Genomic DNA, 25553 nt, shown 5'->3' with positions numbered 1-25553 from the left:
TCCCTCCTATTTAAAGGAACCCTGGCGTCTTTATTGCCCACTATTATTCACGTTGATTGATCTTAGGACAAAATAGGCTTGTTTTTAGATGAGGCTTCTGCAATTTTACCAAGTATTTGTCTCAGTACTTTAGCATTTTCCCCGACAAAACCGGAATCAAGCAGCACATCATGCGTTCCGATGACCCCGTATTCTTTGTATTGGCCAAGTGTTGCCTGTTGCCATAACAATTTATCTAATGATGTATCCGGACCAACACTATCATCCTCTGCAATCATAGCATGGATATTCGCATGAACTTCACCTGCGTTAATAAGCTCATCGCGGTAGCTGGAGTAAACCAACATTTTGTCCATGACTCGCTCCCTGTCGGCTGGATCAGCCAGGAATGCTTTGTACTGCTCTCTAATGCTGTCCAGCACCGTTTCGACAATCTCTTCAAGCTCCTCTGGTGTCGATTCATCCTTGGACATCTTTCTCATAGCATCTACCATAATAATGTCGCCAACATGGTACCCTCGGATTTCCATGGCTTTAGCTACCTCAAAGGCCAGATTTCCTCCAAGTGAGTACCCCAAGAATATATATGGGCCCTCTGCTTGAATATCCACGATGGCATCGATGTATCGATCCAGCATATCTTGACCTTGGAAACGGTCGCCGATAAATTCCATCCCGTACACCTCGCAAAGCCCATCCAGCTCCTTGGCCATCTCATAGTACCCCAGAGAGTGACCTACCCGTGGAGGGAAGCAAAATACTTTAAGCGTTCCTTTCCCTGGGAAGTGGATAATTTCCATTTCTTGTTCATCGGCAGCAGTTGTTGCCTGCAGCTTGAAAATTTCATGTGCCATTTCTTCCACTGTCGGCAGATTAAACACGGCCTGGAGCGGGAGATGGACGCCCATATTAGACGAGATCCTTTGAATCAAGCCCAATACTTTCAGGGAATGGCCCCCAAGCTCGAAGAAATGATCCCTGATTCCGATTTCCTGTACGCCGAGCACCTCGGACCAAATCTGAGCGAGCTCTACTTCTGTCTGCGTACGCGGCGCGATATACTCCGCTGTGCTCCGCAGAAGGGTTTCCGGTGCCGGTAGTGCTTTGCGATCCAATTTGCCATTCGGATTCAGCGGCATTTGCCCCAGCTGCACGAAAGCAGATGGAATCATGTAGCTTGGCAGCTCGCTGGCCAGTGCCTCTCGTAGTATGCCCGCTGTGAGCCCTTCCTCGGCCACAAAGTATGCGCAAAGCTGAGTACTTCCGCTGGAATCAGCTAGTGCTAGAACAACTGCCTCCTGCACCGACGGCACCTTCAGGATTTGTGCTTCCACTTCTCCCAGTTCAATGCGGTAACCGCGGATTTTTACCTGGTGGTCAATCCGTCCCAAGTACTCAATATTCCCGTCTGGCAACCACCGAGCCAAATCGCCTGTTCGGTAAATCCGTTCTCCCGGCTTGTACGGATGAGGAATGAACTTCTCTGCCGTCAGGTCCGGCTGATTGAAGTACCCTCTCGCTACCCCTTCGCCTGCAATGCATAGTTCTCCCGGTACACCTACTGGTGATACCTGAGAGGCGCCGTCTATCATCCATACTTGGACGTTAGCGTACGGTTTGCCGATAGGCACATGCGTTAGAGCTGCGGTCTCAGGACTCGTTGTATATCGAGTCGCATATACAGCTGCTTCCGTAGGACCGTAGATGTTTTCCAGTACTGCGTAAGGAGACACTTTATAGTACTCTTCTACAAGTTTGGCAGGCAGCGTCTCGCCGCAGGCAAACAGGTATTTCAAAGTAAGGAATCCTTGGGTACTGCTTTCTTTCAAATATTGAACGAGCACACTGAGCATCGAAGGTACCAAATTAAGATGCGTAATTTGGTTCGCATCCACAGCCTCCAGCAGGGCGACCGGATCTTTGTCCACGCCCGGCGGCAGGATCACGAGCGTCCCCTGTCCAAAGAACCAGCAGAACAGCTCCGGCACGGAGAAGTCAAAGGTGAATGTCGTTTTGAGCAGGAATCGATCGCCTGCCACCATCGGATATTCAGCTTCCAACTGACTCAGTGTATGGACGGCAGAGCGGTGCTCAATCATTACACCCTTCGGCTTGCCAGTTGAGCCTGACGTATAAATGATATACGCCAGATGCTCTGGTCCCGCGATTGGCTCCAGATTAGAGTCATCGGCATGATACGCCTGCGGATCATCAAGTGACAGAATCGTACCAGTGAATGGGAAACGATCTTTGAGATGGCTCTTCGTCAGTAGAAGCTTCGCTCCCGAATCATCCAGCATGTGACGAATACGATCCTCAGGGAATCCCGGATCAATCGGTACATAGGCGCCACCCGCTTTTAGAATGGCATGGATACCAATGATCATCTCAAGCGAACGCTCGACCATAATGCCGACCGGCTGATCTGGTCTGACCCCTTGAGCACGCAGCGTACGCGCCAGGCGGTTGGCCTGTTGATGAAGCTCTCCGTAGGTAAGCACCGTTTCACCGTAAATAAGTGCTGTACGATCCGGTGTGAGCGCAGCCTTTTCCTCAAATATGCCGTGAAGGGTCTTCTCACGCGGATAAGGGGCTGCTGTATCTCCCCATACCTCTATAATTTGTGATTTCTCTTCTGGCGTAATCAGCTCCAGCTCATCAATACGGATAGCAGGTTGTACAGATACGCTTGTCAGAATTCTCGTCAAGTGTCCTTGAATCCGTTCCACGCTCTCCCGATCGTAGACACGAGCATTATAACGATACAAGAACTCCAGACTACGTCCCGGCAGCACAATGAGGTTAAAGTCATAATTCGTCTGTTCAAACATCTGAACATCCGTTATTTTGTATTCAGCCTCATCATTGGCAATTTTCTCTTCCAGATGCTCTTCTACCGGATAATTCTCAAATACCATAATATGCGAAATTAGATCTTGCTTTTGCTCACTCTGTGCTTGAATCTCATAGAGCGGATAGGAATCATAAGCATGTCCTGCTAAATATAATTCCTGCTGTCTCTTCATCACTTGAGAGAACGAATCGCTTCCCTCAGCTTGAACCCGAACTGGAACTGTATTAATGAAGAGACCGATCATGCTTTCGATACCCGGAATCTCGGCAGGTCTGCCCGATACCACACTTCCGAAGACGACATCCTGGCTTCTATTGTAGCGTTGCAACACGATTCCCCAGGCTGCTTGCATCAGCGTGTTCATCGTCACCTGGTGCTGCTTGGCCACTTGTTCCAGGCGCTCGGTCAATTCAGCATCCAACGTGAACACCAGCTTCTCTGACAAGTAGGCTTCGGCTTTGGCCGATGGTTGTGTGACGGCCTGTGGCAGCTTCGTTTGCTGCTCGTATCCTTCCAGATACCCTCTCCAATAAGAGGCTGCCTCTTCCTCGCCTTGTTTTTCCAACCATTGAATGTACTGGCTGTACGATGCTGCTGCAGGAAGCTCAGGTTCCCTTTGCTCACGTAGAGCTCCGTATGTTTCAAACACTTCCTGGAGCACAAGCGGCATACACCAGCCATCCAAAATGATGTGATGAGAGCTCCACAACAGATGGTAATGCTCTTTTGCAGTCCGTAGGATAGCAACACGCAGCAAGGCTTCATTCGCAAGATCAAAGCCTCTCGCTTTGTCTTGTTCCATGTAAGCTGCAAGACGCGCTTCTATTTCACCGGATTCCAGCTCATGCAAATCCTCATATACGAAATCGCATGCTCTTTCTTTGAACACAATCTGTATAGGGAAATCGCCCCATCCAGCATGGAAATTCGTTCTCAATATGGCATGCCGTTTCATCAGATGCTGTAAGCTGCGTTTGAAATCCTCAGGATAAAACACTCCCTGAATTTCAAATGTGGCCTGCTCAAAGTAGACCTCTGAATGAGGCTCCAGCAAGCTGTGGAACAACATTCCCTTTTGCATTGGTGTCAGTTTATACACATTTTCAATGCTGCCGATGTGCCGTGTCTGCTCTTCCAGCTCCTCGATTTCCTCCAAGCTGATATCTTTGAGGAGTACATCGCTTGGTGTAAGTTCGGTTCTTTCCTTTCGCACACAGTGACCAATAACTTCACTGAGACGCTCCTTCAGGATACCGACAAACTTCTCTATCGAATCTGCATGGAACTGCTGATGGTTGTAGCTGACCGAAAGTTGAAGTTGTCCTTCGGTAATCAGTCCATTGATGTTCAAGGCCTGATGCTGTACCATCTGCTCACTGACCTCAGATCCTGCCGAGTAAGGTGATACCTCCATCGTTCCCTCTGCAAGATCCTGGTCAAACTGCCCCAGATAGTTGAAGGTAATCTCCGGTTCTGTTGAGAAGGAGGAGCCAGCGGATACGTCGCTCAAATATTTCAAGATACCGTATCCTACACCTTTGTTCGGGATACGACGCAGATCTTCCTTGACACGCTTGATTCTAGCGCCGATCTCCAATTCGCCTCCCATCTCAAGGGCGACAGGATACTGACTTGTAAACCAGCCTATCGTACGAGTGATATCTAATTCCGGTACAACAGGCTCCCGCCCATGTCCTTCCAGCAGGATGCCTACACGTTCGATCCCTGTCCACTCATGAACCGCAATACCAAGGGCTGTCAAGAGCAGATCGTTAACTTCCGTATTGTAAGTGCGATTTGCCTCCTTCAAGAACTGCTCTGTCTCTTCTGGCGACCATGTTACCGTAACAGCCTTGCTATCTTTTATGAGAAGAGCACCGTCTACCTTGTCTTTTGGAAGAAGAGCAAATCCCTCTCCTTCCACCTCTGCCCAAAAGCTGCGTTCTTGTTCAGCCGCCGGGCTGTTGGCGTATTGCGTAATCCCATCAACCCATGCACGGTACGAATCTGTCTTATGTGGAAGCTTGACCGCTTCTCCACGTGCTGCCTGCTCGTAGCCTTCCTGTAGATCCTCAAAGAGAATACGCCAGGATACGCCATCCACAGCCAAGTGATGAATAACGATCAACAAATGTTCGCCTTCTTTGCAGCGGAATAGACCCAGTCTAAAGAGAGGCCCATCTTCCAGAGAGATGCTGCGCTGAATAGCTTCCGCACCTGCTTCTATTGCCATGGCCGGATCTTTTTCATCCTGCAGATCGTGGATTTGGAGGCTATACAGCTCACCTTCACCCAAGCTGCGGTTCCAGGCTTCTACTCCTTGCTCTCCTTGGCGGAACACCAGTCGCAGCGCATCATGGTGCTCTGCAATTTTCTGCATTACCTCAGCGAGTGCATCGGTATTAAAGCCTTCACGTCGGTACAGCATAACCGACTGATTAAAGTGATGCAGATCCGTTGACTGCTCTTCGAAAAATCTGCGTTGGGCAGGCCCCAGTTTTACGGTTCCGTGTACTTCGCGCTGATCTGCAATTCGGCTGACTGTGCTAACGCGCTGAGCCAGTTCCGCAATTGTTGGATAGCTGAACAAATCCTTCATTTCCAGTTTGTAGCCTGCATGGAGAAGTCTTGATGAGACTTGAATCGATTTGATCGAGTCGCCTCCAAGTTCAAAGAAATTATCATGTATGCCAACAAGCGGCACGCCGAGCACACCTTGCCAAATCGAAGCCAAAATGTTTTCCACATCCGTCTGCGGAGCAGCAAAGGCAGCTCCTGCTTTCACACCCAAGTTTGGTTCAGGCAGTGCCTTGCGATCCAGCTTGCCATTTGGTGTCAAAGGCATTGCGTCCATTTGGACAAAGTAAGACGGAATCATATATGCAGGCAGTTCGGCAGACAGTTCATTTCTCAGCTCGCTGACAGACATTTCCCGATCCGCTACAAAGTAAGCGCACAGAGACTTCTGTCCATTGGCGTCTGCCCACGCAACAACGAGAGCTTCCTCGACAAGCGGCATATCCAGCAACTTGGCCTCAATCTCACCAAGCTCAATACGATAGCCCCGGATTTTAACTTGATGGTCAATACGCCCAATGTACTCAATGTCTCCATTAGGAAGGCGACGGGCCAAATCCCCGGTCCGATACATATTTCCTTCCGCAGCGAACGGATTTCTAATGAATTTTTCTGCGGTAAGATCCGGACGATTCAGGTATCCACGGGCTACTCCGTCTCCGGCGATGTACATTTCGCCCTCCACACCTAACGGTACAAGACGAAGCTGTTCATCCAGGATATGAATGTATATGTTGTCGGACGGCAAACCAATCGGTACGGACTCATGTGTATCCTTCGCAGGATCGTACAGGTGAATCATGCAGCCGACGACGGTTTCGGTTGGACCGTACTCATTGTAGATTTTGATATTGCCGCCAAAGAGGTCGGTAATCGTTTTGGACAAATGTGTGGTCAGATTCTCTCCACCTACAATGAGCTGCTGAATGCGACTTTCCGCTGGAATGGTCATGTCTTTTATGAGACTGAGATGCGTCGGCGTCAGCTTGAGAATATCGACCGCATTTTCGCGCAAAATATGCTGTACAACCTCTGCCTTATCTATACCATCATAAATCCGTACTATTCCTCCATTTATTAATGGAGTAAACATTGATGTCATCGTCAAGTCAAACGAAATGGATGAATACAGCGGGAAGTCCGTTGGTTGCCCTGCACAATAGACTTTATTGGCCCACCAGATGTAGTTCACAATTCCTTTATGGTTAATCATGGTTCCCTTCGGATTTCCTGTTGTACCCGAAGTATAGATTAGATACACCAGATCGTTCCCTCTCACAGGAATATTAGGATTATTCACTTCAGTTCCGTAGATGTGTGGAGAATCCAATTCCATAACCATTCCCTCAAAGGACGCTAGCTTCGTCAGGTGGCTCTGTGTGAGCAGAATCTCAGCGCCAGAGTCCTTCAGAATATACTGAATCCGCTCCTGCGGATATTCAGGATCAATCGGTACATAAGCTCCGCCCGCTTTGAGTACGCCCATAATGGCAACCAGCAGTTCCACTGATCGATCCGCCAACAGACCCACTACTTGTTCGCTCCGCAGTCCTTGGGCTATCAAGGTCGAAGCCAGTCTGTTCGCCTGCTCGTTCAGCTCCCGATATGTGATCTGGATGTCGCCGCTTATTGCCGCGATCTTATCCGGCGTACGGGCCACCTGTTCCTCAAACAAGGTATGCAAGCCCTGATCACTTGGATAAGCATGAGCCTTGCCACCCCAGTCGAGCAGGTTTGTCCGTTCCTCTGGTGTTACAATCTCCAGCTCCTGTACCGTCGCTTGCGGACGAGTAGCTACCTGATCGAGCATTTGCAGTAAATGTCCTCCGATTCGCGCAATACTTTCTTGCTCGTAGACCGAAGCATTGTAGCGAATGCAGACCTTAATGTTCTCGCCTGGAATGACGACCAGGTTAAAGTCATAGTTGGTTTGCTCAAACATGGCGAAGTTGGCGACTTCGAGATTGTCCTCTGTTTGATTGCCCGACTGTTCTACCTGTTCGTCAAGCGGATAATTTTCAAAGATCATAATATGAGAAATCAGGTCTTGCTTTTGGCTTGTTTTCCCCTGAATCTCATACAGCGGATAGGTGTCGTAGGCACGACCAGCCAACGAATGTGCCTGTGTACGTTTCATGACCTCGACGAAGGCCTCGTCTTTGGATGACTGTACACGAATAGGTACTGTATTAATAAACAGACCCACCATATTCTCGATCCCTGCAATCTCAGCAGGTCTACCCGATACAACACCGCCGAAAACCACATCCGAGCTGGCATTGTAACGCTGGAGAATCAGTCCCCAGGCTGTCTGCATGAGTGTGTTGACCGTCACATGATTGCGCTTGGCGACAACATCCATTTTATGGGTCAAGGCTGTACCCAAATGGAGAACATGCTCATTCAGAACGTAGCCCTCTTCTTTGGCTTGAGATTTCGTTTTAGCTTCCGGCAATACGGTATTGCCGTCATAGTCTTCGAGATATTGGCTCCAATATGTTGAAGCCTCTTGTTCATCCTGTGCATCAAGCCACTCAATATAACGACTATAAGGCTGAGCCGGCGGCAGTACAGGCTGTACTTGCTGACGCAGGGCAGAATAATAATCGAACAGCTCCTGTGTAATGATCGGAATGCACCAGCCGTCCATGACAATATGATGGAAGCTCCACAATACAAGGTAGCTTTGTTCCTTTTGCAAGACAGTCACTCGCATCAGCGGATCTTCTGACAAACTGAATCCCTTAGCCATATCTTCAGTTGTGTAAGCCTCGATCCGAGCCTCTTGCTCCTGCAACGTAGCGGCACGCAAATCTACGTAGCTCAGAGGGATTGGCCGTTGCTTAAAGACAACCTGCAGCGGTACATCCGCGATATTGTTGTAAAAGCCCGTACGCAGTATGGCATGTCGTTGCGCCAAAGCCTGGAAGCTCTCGAAGAAGGTATCTACATCGAAGCTGCCACGCAGCTCAAACGTTGCCTGCTCAAAGTATGAAGAAGAGTCTGGCTCCAGCAAGCTATGGAAGAGCATGCCCTTCTGCATTGCCGTTAGCCTGTACACATCCTCAATCTCTCCAATATGGGCCGTCTGGGCTGTGAGTCGATCAAGCTGCTCCAGGGTCAGACCTTGGAACAGAACGTCACTTGGCGTAAGCTGTGCATACTCCTGAGCCACACAATGCCGGATAACCTCGCTAAGGCTTGACTGTAATAATTCAGCAAAATGGCTTACCGTCTCCTTACGATACTGCCTGTTGCTGTACGTAATCGTCAGTGATAACTGGCCTTCGGCAATCATGCCATTCACATCCAGAGCATATTGCTGTGGTGTATGATTGCTGAGCGCCTTACCGACTGAATGTGTAGACAAGCTAAGAGCATTGCCCTCCAAGTCCTGGTCAAACTGTCCAAGGTAGTTGAAGGAAACTTCCGGTTCTACGCTGAATCGAGTACCTTTTTCCGGTGCCATATATTTCAGCAGACCGTAGCCGATACCTTTGTGCGGAACCTCTCGCAAATTCTCCTTGATGCGCTTGATCCGGGTAGATACTTCCTGCCCATCTTGCAGGTTCAGCAGAACAGGGTATTGGGTGGTGAACCAGCCCACGGTACGGGTAATATCCAGATCTGGTATGATCATTTCCCGTCCATGTCCTTCAAGGTTAACCAGAACCTGCTCCATGCCTGTCCAGCGCTGAATAGCTGCTCCCAGAGCAGTCAAGAGCAAATCATTCGTCTCCGTATGATAAGCCCGGTTTGCTTGTCGCAACAGCAGGTCGGTTTCTTCAGCAGACCAAGTTACCGTAACCGACTCGGTATCCCGAATGGTGCCTGGCTCCTGATCCTGATCCTTTGGCAGTGGAGCCAGAACCATTTCCTCAATCTGCTGCCAGTATGAACGTTCCTTGTCCAGAGCAGGGCCCGCTGCATACTTCGCCGCTTGCTCGGACCATACAAGATACGAATCGGTCTTTTGCGGAAGAACAATCGCTTGTCCATTCAACGCCTGCTCGTATCCTGTTGCAATGTCCTCAAACAGGATGCGCCAGGACACGCCGTCAACCAAGAGGTGATGAATGACAATCAACAAATGATCGCCATCCTTACAATGGAACAAGCCTAGCTTGAACAAAGGGCCGTCTTCCAAGTGGAAGCTCGCCTGAATGGCATCAGCTTGGGCTTGAACAGCTGCTGCCTCGTCATCTGCCTGCCGCATATCGGCGATGTCCAATGTGTAGAGTTCGCCTTCGTCAATTCCCCGATTCCAGGCCGCGTATCCAGCTTCTGTAGGCCGGAAAACCATACGCAGCGCGTCATGATGGATCGCAATTTGGTCCATTGCCAACCGGAGTGCAGTCTCATCAAAGCCGTCTTTCCGATGAAGCATGACAGCATGATTGTAATGATGCGGCTCTGCTGTGTGGCGTTCAAAGAACCAACGCTGAATTGGCATTAACTCCGCTGTACCTTTGATTTCACCCTGCTCTGCTGTGCGTCCGGCTACCTGAAGATACGGGCTTAGCTCGGCAATTGTCGGATATTTGAAGAGATCCTTCATCTCTAATTTGTATCCAGACTGGAACAATCTGGAGGATACCTGAATCGCCTTAATGGAGTCACCGCCCAGATCGAAGAAATGATCATGGATACCGATCTGCTGTGCTCCCAGCACACCTTGCCATACGGAAGCCAAAGCTTCCTCAGCTGCGTTTCTCGGCGCTTCATATACAGCTCCAGTCTGCACATTGACCTCTGGAGCCGGAAGCGCTTTGCGATCCAGCTTACCATTTGGCGTCAACGGCATCTGTTCCAATTGCATAAAGTAAGACGGAATCATATAAGCCGGCAGTTCAGCAGCCAAGGCTTTTCTCAATTCGCTTACCGTCAGCATCTGATCAGCAGTGAAATAGCCGACCAGCACTTTTTGCCCACTTCCATCCTCCCGGGCAAGCACAACGGCCTCTCTGACAGACGGAGCATGGAGCAGCTTCGCCTCCACTTCGCCCAGCTCAATGCGGTAACCCCGAATTTTAACCTGATGGTCGATCCGTCCAAGATACTCCATGCTGCCATCCGGCAGCCAGCGTGCCAAGTCACCTGAGCGGTACATACGCTCACCCGCTTCAAACGGATGAGCTACAAACTTCTCTTCCGTCAATTCCGGTCGGTTCAGGTAGCCACGCGCCAGCCCTTCGCCCGCCACATAGAGTTCACCCGGGATACCAATCGGTTGTGGACGGCGTTGCTCATCCAGAATGTACGCACGCAGTGTCGGAATCGGGATACCGATATTGCTGCGGCCCTGTTCAATTTCCAGTTCTGTAATTTCCTTATACGTCACATGGACGGTCGTTTCCGTGATGCCATACATGTTGATGAGCTGCACTTGCGGATATTTCGCTCTCCAGTCCTTGAGCAAGGCCGGGCTTAATGCCTCTCCACCAAAGATAATCATGCGGAGGCTCAATTCTGCCGCGCGATGACTAAGTTCTTCTTGTAGTAGCTGGTAGAAGTAGGTCGGCGTCTGATTCAACACGGTGACCTTTTGGTCCTTCAGCAATTGCAAGAAACGCTCTGGGCTCTTCGCGGTCAGCGATGGAACGATGACCAGACGACCTCCGTTCAGCAATGCCCCGTACATTTCCCATACAGAGAAGTCGAAACAGAACGAATGGAACAGCGTCCACGTATCCTGAGCATCGAAGTCAAACATATTTTTATCATTAAAGAGCAAGCGAACTACATTTTTGTGCTCGATCAGTGTTCCTTTTGGCTTGCCTGTCGTACCCGATGTGTAGATGACGTAGGCAAGATGATTCGGTCCAGCCGCAGGCTCCAGATTTGAGACATCTCCCTTGTAGGAAGCCGTCTCATCCAGTTTGATGACGTCCCCGGTGAAGGAGACACGTGTCTCCAGATGCGCTTGGGTCAGCAGCAGCTTGGCTCCCGAATCCTCAAGCATAAAGCGAATACGGTCCTCTGGATATTCAGGGTCCACAGGGACGTAGGCTCCGCCCGCCTTCAAAATGGCCAAAATCCCAACGACCATTTCAAGGGAACGTTCCGCCATGATTCCAACCAGACCGTCTGGATGCAGACCGCGCTCGCGCAGTGTTCTGGCGAGTCCGTTAGCCCGCTCATTCAGCTCGCTGTAGGACAGGGTTGCCTCTTCACATACGACTGCTGTTGCATCCGGATTACGGACAGCCTGTTCCTCGAACAGTGCATGAATCGTTTTGTCACGAGGATAATCTGCTTTGGCTTCTTCCGCATCTTTCATCAGCATCGACTTTTCCTGTGGTGTCACGATATCCAGAGACGACAGCGACATACCCGGATTGGCGGTAACTTCCTGAATAAGCTGTACAAAGTGGCCTGTCATCCGTTCAGCGGTCTCCCGCTTGTAGATTGCAGTCGCGTACTCCAGCGTGCAGTTCAATGCCCCATCCGCTTCACTCACCGTCAGCGTGAGGTCGAACTTGGCAGCAGGATGTACATGATCGTAAGGAGTGAAACGCAATCCTTCTATTTCTTGTTCTCCCTGCTCGATATTTTGCAGGACAAACATGGTATCAAATAGTGGGTTGCGACTCAGGTCACGCTGAAGCTCCAGCTTCTCTACCAGCTCCTCGAACGGATAATCCTGATTTTCATAGGCCCGCAGGGCTGTTTCCTTCACTTCCTGCAGGTAAGCCTCGAAGGGCTTCTCCCCTTCAGGATAAGTACGCAGTGCCACTGTGCCTACGAACATACCGATGAGGCCTTCGAGTGTGGCATGCGATCTTCCCGCCACCGGCGAACCGACAATGACATCTTCCTGACCCGTGTACTTGTGCAAGAGCGCTGTATAGGTGGCCAGTAGCACCATGAACAGGGTAGAACCTGTTCGGGTAGCCAGCTCCTGGAGTGAAGCACTCAGAGAAGCATCAATCTGGAAGTCAATCCGATCTCCCGCAAAGCTTCGTACCGCAGGGCGAACTTCGTCTACTGGCAAATCCAGCACTGGCAAGCTTCCGCGGAATGCATCCAGCCAGTAAGCCTCTTGGGCTTTGAGACCCTCGCTTCGGAGCTGCTCTTGCTGCCATACCGCATAGTCTGTGTACTGGATTTGCAGCGCAGGCAATACGTCCTCTCCTTGGTAGAAACGGAGAAATTCTTCTATGAGAATATTCATAGAAACCCCATCTGAGACAATATGATGCATGTCAAACAACAGTAAATGGCGCTCATGTGCAATTCGAATCAGACCCACTCGTAGCAATGGAGCCTCACCAAGATCGAAAGGACGGACAAATTGCTGAAGGGTAGCTTCTGCTTCTGATTCGCTCAACTCCGCATATTCCACAGCAAACGGAACATCCGGTAGGATCTGTTGTACAGGTTCACCGTTAACGGTCACAAAACGAGTGCGCAGCGAACCATGACGACGAATCAGACGACGGAATGCCTGCTCCAGCCGTTCCCGATTCAGGTCTCCCTCAACCGTAAGGATGCCTGGCATATTGTAGCTCAGCTCTCCGCCTTCCAGCTGACTAAGGATAAACAGCCGTTTTTGGGCTGAGGACAATGGGTAGTGCTCTCGTGCTCCCGCTGTAGGAATTTCTTCGAAATTAAGCGTCATATGGCCCTCAATGGCACGAGCCAATCCTTCAATGGTAGGCGACTCGAACACTTCTCTTAGGCTAATCTCACGATTCATCTCCTTACGGATTCGTGACACTAGCAGAGCCGCACGCAGTGAATGACCTCCAAAATGGAAGAAATTATCCTTCACTCCCGCGCTCTCTACACCCAGCACCTCTTGCCAGATTTCGGCTAATTGGATTTCTACAGGTGTCTTTGGAGCCTCAGATGAAGCAATTGCCCATCCTCGCTCGCCTTGCAGCGCTTTTCGATCTATTTTTCCGTTCGACGTTAGTGGCATGTCCTCCAGTTGTATGAAGCGAGAAGGGATCATATATCCAGGCAACATCTCCGATAGAACTGCTCGGAGCTCGGATACCTCAAGCTTCTGAGCAGCTACGAAGTAAGCGACCAGATCCTTGTAGCCGTCATCGCCCTCCACAGCCAAGGCCACGACTTCCTGAACGGACGGTACTCTGAGCATGTGTGCTTCGACCTCGCCCAGCTCGATACGATAGCCACGAATTTTGACTTGGTGGTCTATTCGACCTAAGTACTCGATGGTTCCATTCGGTAGCCAGCGAACCAGGTCGCCCGTCCGATACATACGCTCTCCTGGAGCATACGGATTGTCTACAAATTTCTCGTCCATTAATTCAGGCCGGTTGTGGTAGCCCCGTGCTAACCCGATACCCGAAATGCACAGCTCTCCAGCTACGCCAACAGGCAGCAATCTGAAATAATCATCCAAGATATACACACGATGGTTGGCAATGGGTTGGCCAATGGATACGATTCCTGCAATTTCTTCACTGTTCTGGGCATTCCATATGGTAGTGCATACGGAGTCCTCAGTTGGACCATATGCATTGAAGTATTGTACATGCTTTCTCCATTTTTCGATCAACTCGACCGACGTAGCCGATCCGGCGGTTAACAGGCATCGCAGTGTTGGCAGACGCTCTGGATCAAGGTGGATAGCGTAGGCTGGCGGCAAAGTCGCTACCGTTATCCCCTTATCGTTCATGAACTGCTCGAACAGGGTATGATCCAAAATCTCTTGTGTAGAAGGAATGCACAGAGTAGCACCGTGGCTCAGTGTCGTTAAAATTTCCGAAACCGATGCATCGAACGACAGGCTTGCAAACTGAACAATCCGATCCTGCGGTGTAACTTCGAAGAGTCCACGGTATACGTCCGACAGATTGCATAAACCCCGGTGCTCTACTAATACGCCCTTAGGCTGACCCGTCGTGCCAGAGGTATAGATCACGTAAGCCAGATCATCAGAGCCGGCCGTATCCTTCAAATTCGAAGTATCGGCATCATAGGTCGACGGTTCATCCAGCAACAGAACATTTCCCGTCCAGCCTATATGCTCCAGCAGATGAGCTTGGGCAAGGATCATCTTCGTCCCCGAATCCTCAAGCATGTAGTTGATCCGCTCTTTCGGATACTCTGGATCAATTGGAACGTAGGCGCCTCCGGCTTTCATAATGCCGTACATCCCAACGATCATATCGGTTGACCGTTCAACAATCAGTCCCACCAGGTCTCCCGTTTTGATTCCCTCAGCGCGCAGTCTTCTCGCCAATCCATTGGCTTTTGCGTTCAGCTCGGCATAGGTCAGCGCCTCGTCCTCAAATAGAATGGCAGTCGCATCCGGTGTTCGATCCGCCTGCTCCTCCAGCAGCCCGTGAAACGTGGTACGGTGTGTGGAACTGGCTTCCGTGTCTCCCCATACGTTCAGAATCTGCTCTCTCTCCTGTGGTGTAACCAATTCCAGAGCATCCACGGAAATTGCAGGATTCTCCACAATTTGTTCCATCAGGTGGAACAAATGGCCCTTGATTTGTTCAATCGTGGCTGGATCATAGACGAGCGCATTGTATTGGAACAACAATCTCATCTCTTTGCCCGGTAGAACAATTAAGTTAAAATCGTAATTCGTTTGTTCAAGAAGCTCCGCTTCCTCAATCTCAAAGGCAGCCTCGCCACCTCCCAGACGCTCTACTTCCTCTTCCACAGGATAATTCTCAAACACCATAATATGAGAGATGAGATCCTGCTTTTGGTCCGTCTGAGCCTGAATTTCAAACAACGGGTAGGTGTCGTACATATGAGAAGCCATATACTGCTCCTGCTGTTGCTTCATCAGGACTGTGAAAGGGAGATGTTCCTCCGTCTTCACACGAACTGGAATTGTATTAATAAACAAACCGATCATCCGGTCAATACCTGGGATTTCTGCTGGTCTACCTGATACTACACTTCCGTATACAACATCCCGACTACCGTTATAGCGTTGGAGCGCAACGCCCCAGATGGACTGCAGCAAAATATTCATCGTGACATGAGCATCTCTGGCCACCTTTTCCAGGCGTTCAGTCAATTCTCTGCTTACAGGATAATCCAGCTTCTCTGCTACGTAACCTTCTCCCTTAGCTGCTCCACCGACTTGAGGTAAAAGCGTCTGTTGTTCGTAACCGGCCAGATATCGGCTCCAATAGTCGGCCGCAGCCGCTTCATCCTGCTGTTCGAGCCATTCAATATATCGGCTATACGGCTGAACCTCTGCCAGCTGAGGTTCTCTTCCCTCCAGGAGGGCAAAATAGTGTTCAAAGACCTCCTGTGTAATTAATGGAACACACCAACCATCCATAACAATGTGGTGAAAGCTCCACAAGAGACGGAAGCTCTCTTCATCTGTGTGCAAAATCGATACACGCAGAAGCTCATCTTCAGCCAGGTTGAAGCCCTGCGCTTTATCCTTGGCCGCAAAAGTCTTCAGGTAAGCTTCACGCTGCGATGCATCCATCTCACGCAAGTCTTCATACACCAATTTGGCGCCTCTATGCCGGAATACGACCTGTAAAGGCTCACCGCCCCATCCGCTGTAAAAGTTCGTACGCAGGATGGCATGGCGTTCCACTACTGCATCCAGACTTTGCCCGAAGGCGGTCGGATCAAAGCTGCCCTTAAAGTCAAAGGCGGCCTGCTCAAAATAAGCCCCTGTATGCGGCTCAAACATATCATGAAACAGCATGCCCTTCTGCATCGGCGTCAGACTGTACACATTCTCAATATCACCTATGTGGCTGGTCTGCTTCGAAAGCTCCTCCAGATCAGCAATACTCAGTCCTTTGGCAAGTACGTCGCTTGGCGTCAATACAGTTCTTTCCTGGGTTACACAATGCTGAAGAAGCTGCCGTAGGCTTTCTTCGATATATCCAGCAAGCTGTTTCATGGTAGATGACTTATACTGTTTTCCGTTGTAAGTCATCGTCAAAGTCAAGGCTCCGTCTGTCACCATACCATTGATATCAAGCGCATAGGCTGGCTCTCCCGACAGACTTTGGGCGCTTCCGGTCGGATAAGGAGAAATCTGCAACGAGCTTCCTTGCAAATCCTGATCAAACTGCCCCAGATAGTTAAAAGAAATCTCAGGTTGCAAGTTGAAACTGTCTGCGTCTTCCTGACTGGCCATCGTTTTAAGCAACCCATACCCGATACCTTTATTCGGAATACGGCGCAGCCCTTCTTTCACAGATTTGATCAAGGCTGACAATTCAAGATTATTTCCCAAGTCTAAAATGACTGGGTATTGACTTGTAAACCAGCCAACAGTACGGGTAATATCGATATTCGGTACGATTGGCTCACGACCATGCCCTTCAAGGTTGACAGCGATCTTGCCAATGCCAGACCACCTGGATACCGCCATGCCGAGAGCGGCCAATAGCAGATCGTTCGTCTCGGTTTGGTAAGCACGATGGGCTTTTCTCAATAGTTGATCGGTTTCTTCCACAGTCCATTGCGCGGTCACCACTTCGCTATCCTTTAGTAAAAGGCTTTCCACAGCCTCATCCTTCGGCAACTGCTCGAGCGGCTGAGCCCCCAATTCTCTCCAATACGCCCGATGAATCCCGATTTCTGGGCTTTCCGAATAACGAGCAAGGGCGTCTCCCCAAGCACGGAAGGAATCCGTCTTCTGCGGGAATGTCAGTGCTTGTCCTTGAATCACCTGCTCATAGCCTGCTGCGAAGTCTTCAAACAAAATCCGCCAGGATACTCCGTCCACCACTAAATGATGGATCACGATCAGCAGGTGGTCTCCATCCTGACAATGGAAAAGCCCTAACTTCATCAGCGGACCTTCTGCCAGATTGATGCTGCGCTGGATGTCGTCCGACAGCGTTGTAATGGCTGCAACCGGGTTGGATTCGTTCCGTAAATCAGCAGTGAACAGGCTATACAGCTCTCCTTCTTCAAGATCACGGTTCCAAGCCTCGTAGCCATGCTCAGTCTGACGGAAAACCATGCGAAGGGCGTCATGATGCTCAGCGAGTTTTTTCAACACCTGATGCACAGCCGTTTCCTCAAATCCCTGTTCACGATACAGCATGACTGCTTGATTGAAGTGATGGGGCTCTGCCTGCTTCCGCCCAAAGAACCACTGCTGGACTGGAGTCAAGCGAGCCGCTCCACGCACAACTCCCTGTTCAGCCATATGCACAGCTGTTTGTATTTCTGCACCTAGCTCGGCAATAGTTGGAGATTTGAACAGTTGCTTCATCTCTAACCGATAACCAGCTTGCAGTAACCGTGACGACACCTGAATGGCCTTGATAGAGTCTCCGCCCAATTCAAAGAAATTGTCATGGATCCCCACCTGTTCGGCACCCAGCACTCCTTGCCAGACAGATGCCAAAGCTTCCTCAGCCGGTGTACGAGGAGCTGTATACTTCCGTCCTGTAGGCGCACCTACCTGCGGCGCTGGCAGAGACCTGCGGTCCACTTTTCCGTTCGACGTTAACGGCATACGATCCATCTGGATAAAGTAGGATGGCATCATATAACCCGGAAGTACCTGCGATAGGGCAAGACGTACTTCGCCTGCCGTGAGCGTACGATCCGCCACATAATAAGCGCAAAGCTGCTTCTCTCCAAGCTCATCCGCGCGAACGACGACTACGGCTTCAACTACTGACTCCACCTTGGCTAATTGAGCCTCGATTTCGGGGAGTTCGATACGGTAACCGCGTATTTTGACCTGCTCATCAATTCTTCCTTTAAACTCCAGGTTCCCATCTGGAAGCCAGCGTACCAAATCGCCAGTTCGGTAGCAGCGTTCCCCGTCCTTAACAGGGCTAGGGACAAATTTTTCTGCTGTGAGGTCAGGACGATTGAGGTATCCGCGAGCTACACCTTCACCGCCGACAATCAGCTCGCCCCAAGCACCAATAGGCTGTAATTGAAGCGATCCATTGACCACATAAGCGGTCGAGTTACTAATCGGGCGACCAATCGGCACGCCCCCTTCAGCACGACCCAGAATCTTGTAGGTGGTGGAGAAGGTCGTATTCTCTGTCGGACCATAGCCATTGATAGGGACAAGATCAGGATTAGCCTCGATAACACGGTTTATATGGGATATGGACAGTACGTCACCGCCTACCAACAATGCTTTCAATCCTCTGAACAGATACTCATCCTGCAGTGAAAGCTGATTGAAAAGCGGTGAAGTAAGCCACATGGTTGTAATCCCGTACTTCGTAATAGCTGCTTTGAGCCGGTCGGCAATCAGGATGTCGTCGTTCTCCACAAAATAAAGCTGTCCGCCGTTAAGCAACGCTCCCCATATTTCAAAGGTCGAGGCATCGAAGGCCACGGCTCCCGTCTGCAAAATTCGCGTGGATTCGTTCAGCTCCACATAATTGGTTTCTTTGACCAGACGGACCACGTTCCGGTGTTCAACCATAACGCCCTTCGGTCTACCCGTCGTACCCGAGGTATAGATAACATAAGCGAGTCCCTCTGGCCCCTGGCCTGCTTCCTCAGCTTGACCAAGGTCAGACGCATAAGCCTCTTCACTACTGAGGTCAACAATCGGTAGACCGTAGTCTACATTTATAAGCTCGCCCTTTTGTATCAGTAGTAGCTTGGCCCCGGAATCTTCGAGCATATAACGAACCCGGTCTTCCGGATAATCAGGATCGATCGGCACATAGGCTCCACCTGCCTGAAGCACTGCGAGCATACCAACCACCATCTCGATACTTCGTCCGCCCATAATAGCTACCGGTTGCTCCCTGAGCGTCCCCAAACGACGCAATGTTTGGGCCAATCGGCTCGCTTTGTCTTCCAATTCAAGGTACGTTAATCGGACATTGCCGAATACCAGTGCCGTCTGCTCCGGCGTACGCTTGACTTGTTCCGCAAACAGCTCGTGAATCGTCTTATCCCTTGGATAAGGAGTAGCTGTCGCATTGAATACTTCAATGATCTGTACTTTCTCCTCTGGTGTAATCATATCAATCTCGGCCAGTTGCACCTGAGGATTGGCCGCGGCTGCATGCAGTACCCGGAGCAGGTGCGTTGCCAGTCGCTCTACAGTCTCCCGCCGATACAAAGCCGTACTATACTCAAGGCCAAAGGCTAGTTCAGCGCCCTTTTCCTCTATGTTAAGGGACAAATCAAACTTGGCTGTGACGGTGTCCATTGGGTAAGGAGTAAAGCGCACTCCATCCATGTCCTGCTCTTCCTGTTCGGTATTTTGTAATACCAACAGGGTGTCAAAGAGCGGATTGCGGCTGACATCACGTCCTACGCCCAGTTTTTCAACCAATTTTTCAAAAGGATAATCCTGATGCTCGAACGCCTTGAGTGCCGTTTCCTTGACCTCCAGAAGATAATCCTGAAAGGTTTTTTCTCCTGTCGGGTAACTACGCAAGGCCAATGTATTGACAAACATCCCGATAATGCCCTCTAGCTCTGCCTGTGGTCTGCCAGCTACTGGAGAACCTACGACAATGTCCTCCTGCCCCGTATATTTGTGCAGCAATACCGAATAAGCCGCCAGCAACACCATGTATAGTGTAGTACCTGTACGGGATGCAAGCTCTTGTATCGCTTTATTGCCAGACTCATCCAATGTGAAATCAATTCGGCTACCCTCAAAGCTCCGAACCGAAGGGCGCTGGAAGTCCGTAGGCAACTCCAATACTGGCAACTCCCCTTCAAAGGCTTGCAGCCAATACGCTTCAAGGTCTTGCCATTCTCTTTCCGACTGTTCCCGTTGCCATACTGCATAATCCTTGTATTGAATATGCAGTGCTGGTAGTTGTTCTCCTTGATATAATTGCGTGAGTTCCTCCACTAGTATTTGAATGGAAACCCCATCTGAAATGATGTGGTGCATATCAAACAGCAATAGATGACGCTCCTCCTGGAGCTTGACCAAGCCAACACGCAATAATGGAGCCTGGCTCAGATCAAAGGCACGGATAAAGTTATGAATGAGCGTATCTGTTTCCTCCGCCGAGGCCTCTGTGTAGTCCAATGCGAACGAAACATTCTTATGCACACGTTGGACAAGCTCCCTATCCTGCATATAAAAGCTGGTTCTCAGGGATTCATGACGCTCGATCAATGCCTTGAACGCAGACTCCAGCCGCACGCGATCCAACGGCCCGTCCACTGTGAAGACGCCCGGCATATTGTAGCTGAGCTCTCCCCCATCCATCTGTCTCAGCACGTATAACCGCTTTTGCGCTGAGGACACCGGGTATGCTTCGCTTTTTTCAGCCTGTGGAATAGACTCGTACACGGTTGGAATGCGTTCTTTCACCAGTCGCGCCAAGGATTCAACCGTAGGCGATTGAAATACTTCACGCAGTGAAATGCTGCATCCCAGTTCTTTGCGAATCCGCGTAACGAGCAACGTTGCCCGTAGAGAATGACCACCGATCTCAAAGAAATTATCGCGGACGCCCACGCGGGCAACTCCCAGGATATCCTGCCAGATGAGCACCAGCTGTGCTTCCACTGCAGTTCTTGGGGCCAGATAATCCTCACCGGATTGTACGCTGCCCTCAGGAGCCGGCAACGCACGGCGATCCAGCTTGCCATTGGGTGTAAGCGGCATTTGCTCCAGCCGGACAAAATAAGTGGGAATCATGTATGCTGGTAATTCCGTTGCCAGCTGAGACCGCAATTCCCCTGGCGAAAGATCGCTGGAGGCTACATAGTAGGCACACAGCAATTTTTGTCCCTGTTCGTCGTCTCGCGCGAGGACAATCGTTTCCCGTACGTTCGGAGCCTTGAGAATTTGGGCTTCGACCTCGCCCAGCTCAATCCGGTAGCCGCGAATTTTAACCTGATGGTCGATCCGGCCCAAATACTCAATATTGCCGTCAGGCAACCAGCGAGCCAAATCTCCAGTTCGATACAAGCGCTCTCCCGCCCGATACGGATGTTCTACAAATTTTTCAGCCGTCAAATCCGGACGGTTCAAATACCCACGGGCCAGACCGTCCCCGGCAATGTATAGCTCCCCTGGAACTCCGACAGGCTGCAGACGTCTATGTTCATCAAAGATATAAGCGCTAAGCGTTGGAATGGTTCTACCAATATTGCTTTTGCCCGCTTCGATTTCATGTTCAGTGATTTCCTTGTAAGTGACATGGACCGTCGTTTCCGTAATTCCGTACATATTAATCAGTTGCACACCGGGATACTTTGCCCGCCAGTTTTTAAGAAGAGACGGACTCAAGGCCTCTCCGCCAAAAATAATTTTTCTAAGACTGAGCTCTGTGGATGAGTGTGCTAACTCTTCTTGTATCACCTGATAAAAATAAGTCGGCGTTTGATTCAAAATAGTAACTTGATTGTCTTTCAACAGCTCCAGAAAAGCTGCCGGACTCTTGGCTGTAAGGGATGGAACAATGACCAGTTTGCCTCCGTAAAGAAGCGCTCCATACATCTCCCATACAGAGAAATCGAAGCAGAACGAATGGAACAGCGTCCATGTATCCTGGGAACTGAAATCAAATAAATTGTTATCATTAAAGAGCAGACGAACTACATTTTTATGCTCGATCAGCGTTCCCTTTGGTTTGCCAGTTGTACCCGATGTGTAGATAACATAGGCCAAATGGCTTGGTCCCGAAATGCTCTCCAGATTGGAAGCATCTCCTGTATACGTTGCGGCTTCGTCCAGACTCACAAGCTTCCCGTCAAACGTGGTACTCTCCCATAGATGGCTTTGGGTGAGCAACAGAAGGACTCCTGAATCTTCGAGCATGTAACGAATACGTTCTTCAGGATAGTCAGGATCAATCGGCACGTAGGCCCCTCCTGCCTTCAAAATCGCCAATATGCCGATGACCATCTCCAGGGAACGATCAGCCATAATCCCCACGAGTACATCTGCACCCACGCCTTCGGTGCGTAAATATCTCGCAAGCTGGTTAGCCTGCTCATTTAGAGCTAGGTATGTAATGCTCTGCTCGCCCATCTGAACAGCTACGTGATCCGGGGTGCGCGCGGCTTGTTCCTCGAATAAGCCATGAATCGTCTTCTCACGCGGGTAATCAACTACAGCGCCTTCCGAAAGAGCCAGAATGGATTGCTCCTCTGCTTCTCCCAAGAGGTTTACCTCTGCGATAGTTAGCTGCGGTGTATGAATGATTTGCTCGGCGATCGTAAGCAGCTGGGATACCATGTCCGTTACTTCACTGCGTTCGAACAGCTTCGTCCGATAATCGATATCCAGTACCAGCTCGCCTTCATCCAAGATCTCCACGATATGAAGCACAAAGTCATTCACTTCATCGCCGCAAAAATCGTAATCCGTCAAAATACGCACGTCATCCAAGTCAACCCAGTTGATAAGACGGTATTCCATGGAAACACCAAAAAGCCGCTGAATATCCTTGTTGCCGTGCACTTCTCTAAGATCCTGAATTAACTGATTGTATGGATATTTCTGATGCCGCAAGACTGACATTTGATCCCTGGCTACGTCCTGCAGGAAGCTCAACACTTCTACATCTTTGTCAACGTATGTTCTGGCTGCAGCCGTGCTGACAAACATACCGATCTTTTGCTTCTCTTTCTTGTTCCCCCGGTTAGCGAACGAGGTGCCGATCACCACATCCGGCTGATTCGTCACTTTGTGTATGTAGATATACATCGCACCCATGAAGAATTGGAACAGAGAAATTCTGTTTTGCTGACAAAATGCCTGTAGCTCGCGATATAAAGCCTCTGGCACAGTAAAATGCTCCCGAACAGCTTGGGTACTTAGCGATAACGGATTATATGACTTCCAACCTGTCAGTTCAGGCAAATCAGAAAATTTGTCCAGCCAGTATGCTTTATCCTTTTGGTATCTGTCAGAAAGCTCATATGCGTTCTCATCTGCAATATATTCAATATAAGAGCAATCATCGCTCAGCTTAGGTTCATTTCCTTGAATTAAATCCATATAAAAGGCTGTCAGTTGATTGCCATAGACCACCATAGAGATCCCGTCAGAAATGATATGGTGCATTTTTATATTGATCCAATACTCTTCCTCGCTAATCTTTACAATTAAAAACTGGAAGAGTTCAGAATCCAATAATGGCAAGGGTTTGCTTTTGTGCTGCTCAAGTAAGGCTTCGACCTCGGAAATGCTTTCGATGTGAGCAAGATCCAGACACTCCAACTGTCTCTCTTCATAAGGAACGACATACTGCTTAGGTACTCCATCCACTGAGGTAATACGAATGCGGAACGCATCATATTGTTTGATAATCAAATTGATGGACTGCATGAAGGCAGCGATATTAATATGACCCTTCATCTTGGCTGTTCCAGATAGCTGTGACACGGATGTATCCGGATAAAGTAATTCGGTATACCATATACGCTTTTGCGCATTCGTTAAATCATATAACTGCATGTCATTCATCTCATTCACTCCTATTTCCGTGATGTGAAATCCTCCCGCTGCACCTTGGCAGTCAGGAGGACAAAAAGACAGTTTAATGCGCGCTTCCACTCCGTCATTGATCAAGTGAAACAATTTCCTCCGCCTCAGCCACCAGTCGATCGCCTACGGTAGCCCGACCACTTCCGAGAATATAACCACGCCGACGCTTGACCACTTCAAAATAAAGGTCAATTCGGTCCCCAGGCTTCGCGAAGCTATGGAAACGAACGCCATTGAGGTTGGTCAGATATGAAATACCTCTTTTGTCAATCGCAGCGAATGCCGCTAATTGTGCGAGCGACTCCACGATCAGCATAGGAGGCATGTATGGATGAGCCTCTGTAATAAACCACTCACTCCGGGTCACAAGCTTGTACCCCTTCGCCCATTGCGACGTTTCGTACCCGGTCACGCCGTCGAGCAGAAGAAATGGGTACCTGTGCGGAAGCACATCCTCAATACGGATTAGCTCTTCGCTCACAGGCTTATACCCCCTCCCACTTACGAACGGCAAGACAGACGTTGTGCCCTCCAAAGCCAAAGGAGTTACTAATCGCCGCACGGACTTCACGTTCCTGATATACATGCGGTACAAAATTCAGTTCAGGGGCTTCGGGATTGTCGCAATTGAGTGTCGGTGGTACTTTACTGTGGATCATGCTCTGTACCGTTGCAATTAATTCGACTGCCCCTGCACCGCCCATTAAATGGCCTGTCATGGATTTAATAGACGATATCGCCAAACGGGGAGCATGCTCTCCAAATACTTTTTGAATAGCGTTAATCTCCATTCGGTCATTAAATGGCGTACTCGTACCGTGGGCATTGACATAGTCAATCTCCTGCGGTGTCAAGCCCCCATCTTGCAGTGCTATATTAATCGCTTCTGCCGGGCCAGAGCCTGAGGGATCTGGAGCCGTGATATGATATGCATCTGTTGTGCATCCATAACCTGCCACTTCAGCCAAAATGGTAGCCCCCCGGTTCAAGGCATGTTCCAACTCCTCCAGCACCAGAACTCCTGCTCCTCCACCGATGACAAAGCCGTCGCGATCCGTATCAAACGGGCGACTGGCCTTCTGTGGCTCTTCATTACGTCTGGAGAGAGCATGAATATTCGCAAAAGATGCCAGATCAAGCTGACTAAAGTTGGCCTCTGCTCCTCCAGCCACTACAACATCAGCCGTGCCATATTGGATCGTACGTAATGCTTCGCCGATGGCATTGCTTCCTGTAGCACAAGCTGTCACTACGGCAAACGAGGGTCCCTTTGCTCCAATAGCAATAGAGATTTCGCCAGGAGCAGAATTAATCATCATTGAGGAAACAAAATAAGGAGAAACCCTTTTAGGACCCAGCTCTGTTAGTTTCCGGTAGTTCTCCTCTATGACATCAAGACCGCCTGCACCAGAACCGACGATAACACCCACACGACCTGCATTCCGTTCATCAATGACTAACTTCGATTGCTCGACTGCCTGACGGGCAGCCGCCAAGGCGAATTGAGTGAACTGTGCAACCTTTTGCGCTTCCTTTTTGCTCATATACTCCAACGGGTCAAAGCCCGTAACTTGTGCACCAATTTTTGTTGGTATATTTGCTGTATCGAAAACAGTGACAGGTCCGATTCCACTTTTTCCTTCCAGCAGTGAATTCCAGAAATCTGTAAGATGAAGCCCGATCGGCGTTACGACTCCCTGTCCTGTCACTACAACACGTCTTCTCACCATACCCACGTCC

At 49.8% G+C, this 25553-nt stretch carries 3 protein-coding genes; all 3 read right to left on the bottom strand.

Going from position 1 to position 25553, the window contains the following annotated elements; translation table 11 throughout:
• Positions 1–62: 62 nt before the first annotated feature.
• A complete protein-coding gene (locus tag ACQQ6X_RS02690) occupies positions 63–23792 on the bottom strand; it encodes a non-ribosomal peptide synthase/polyketide synthase (protein ID WP_305167937.1) in 23730 nt (7909 codons plus the stop codon).
• A gap of 94 nt (positions 23793–23886) precedes the next feature.
• Positions 23887–24294 carry a 3-hydroxyacyl-ACP dehydratase FabZ family protein gene (locus ACQQ6X_RS02685; RefSeq protein ID WP_305167936.1) on the bottom strand — a complete coding sequence of 136 codons (408 nt, stop codon included), beginning with the start codon at positions 24292–24294 and terminating at the stop codon, positions 23887–23889.
• A gap of 4 nt (positions 24295–24298) precedes the next feature.
• Positions 24299–25543 carry a beta-ketoacyl-ACP synthase II gene (fabF, locus tag ACQQ6X_RS02680; protein ID WP_063208419.1) on the bottom strand — a complete coding sequence of 415 codons (1245 nt, stop codon included), beginning with the start codon at positions 25541–25543 and terminating at the stop codon, positions 24299–24301.
• Positions 25544–25553: the final 10 nt, after the last annotated feature.

Source organism: Paenibacillus ottowii, assembly GCF_050516475.1.
Lineage (GTDB): Bacteria > Bacillota > Bacilli > Paenibacillales > Paenibacillaceae > Paenibacillus > Paenibacillus ottowii.
The sequence above is the reverse complement of the archived record's forward strand: the minus strand, read 5'-3'. Positions and strand labels throughout refer to the sequence as shown.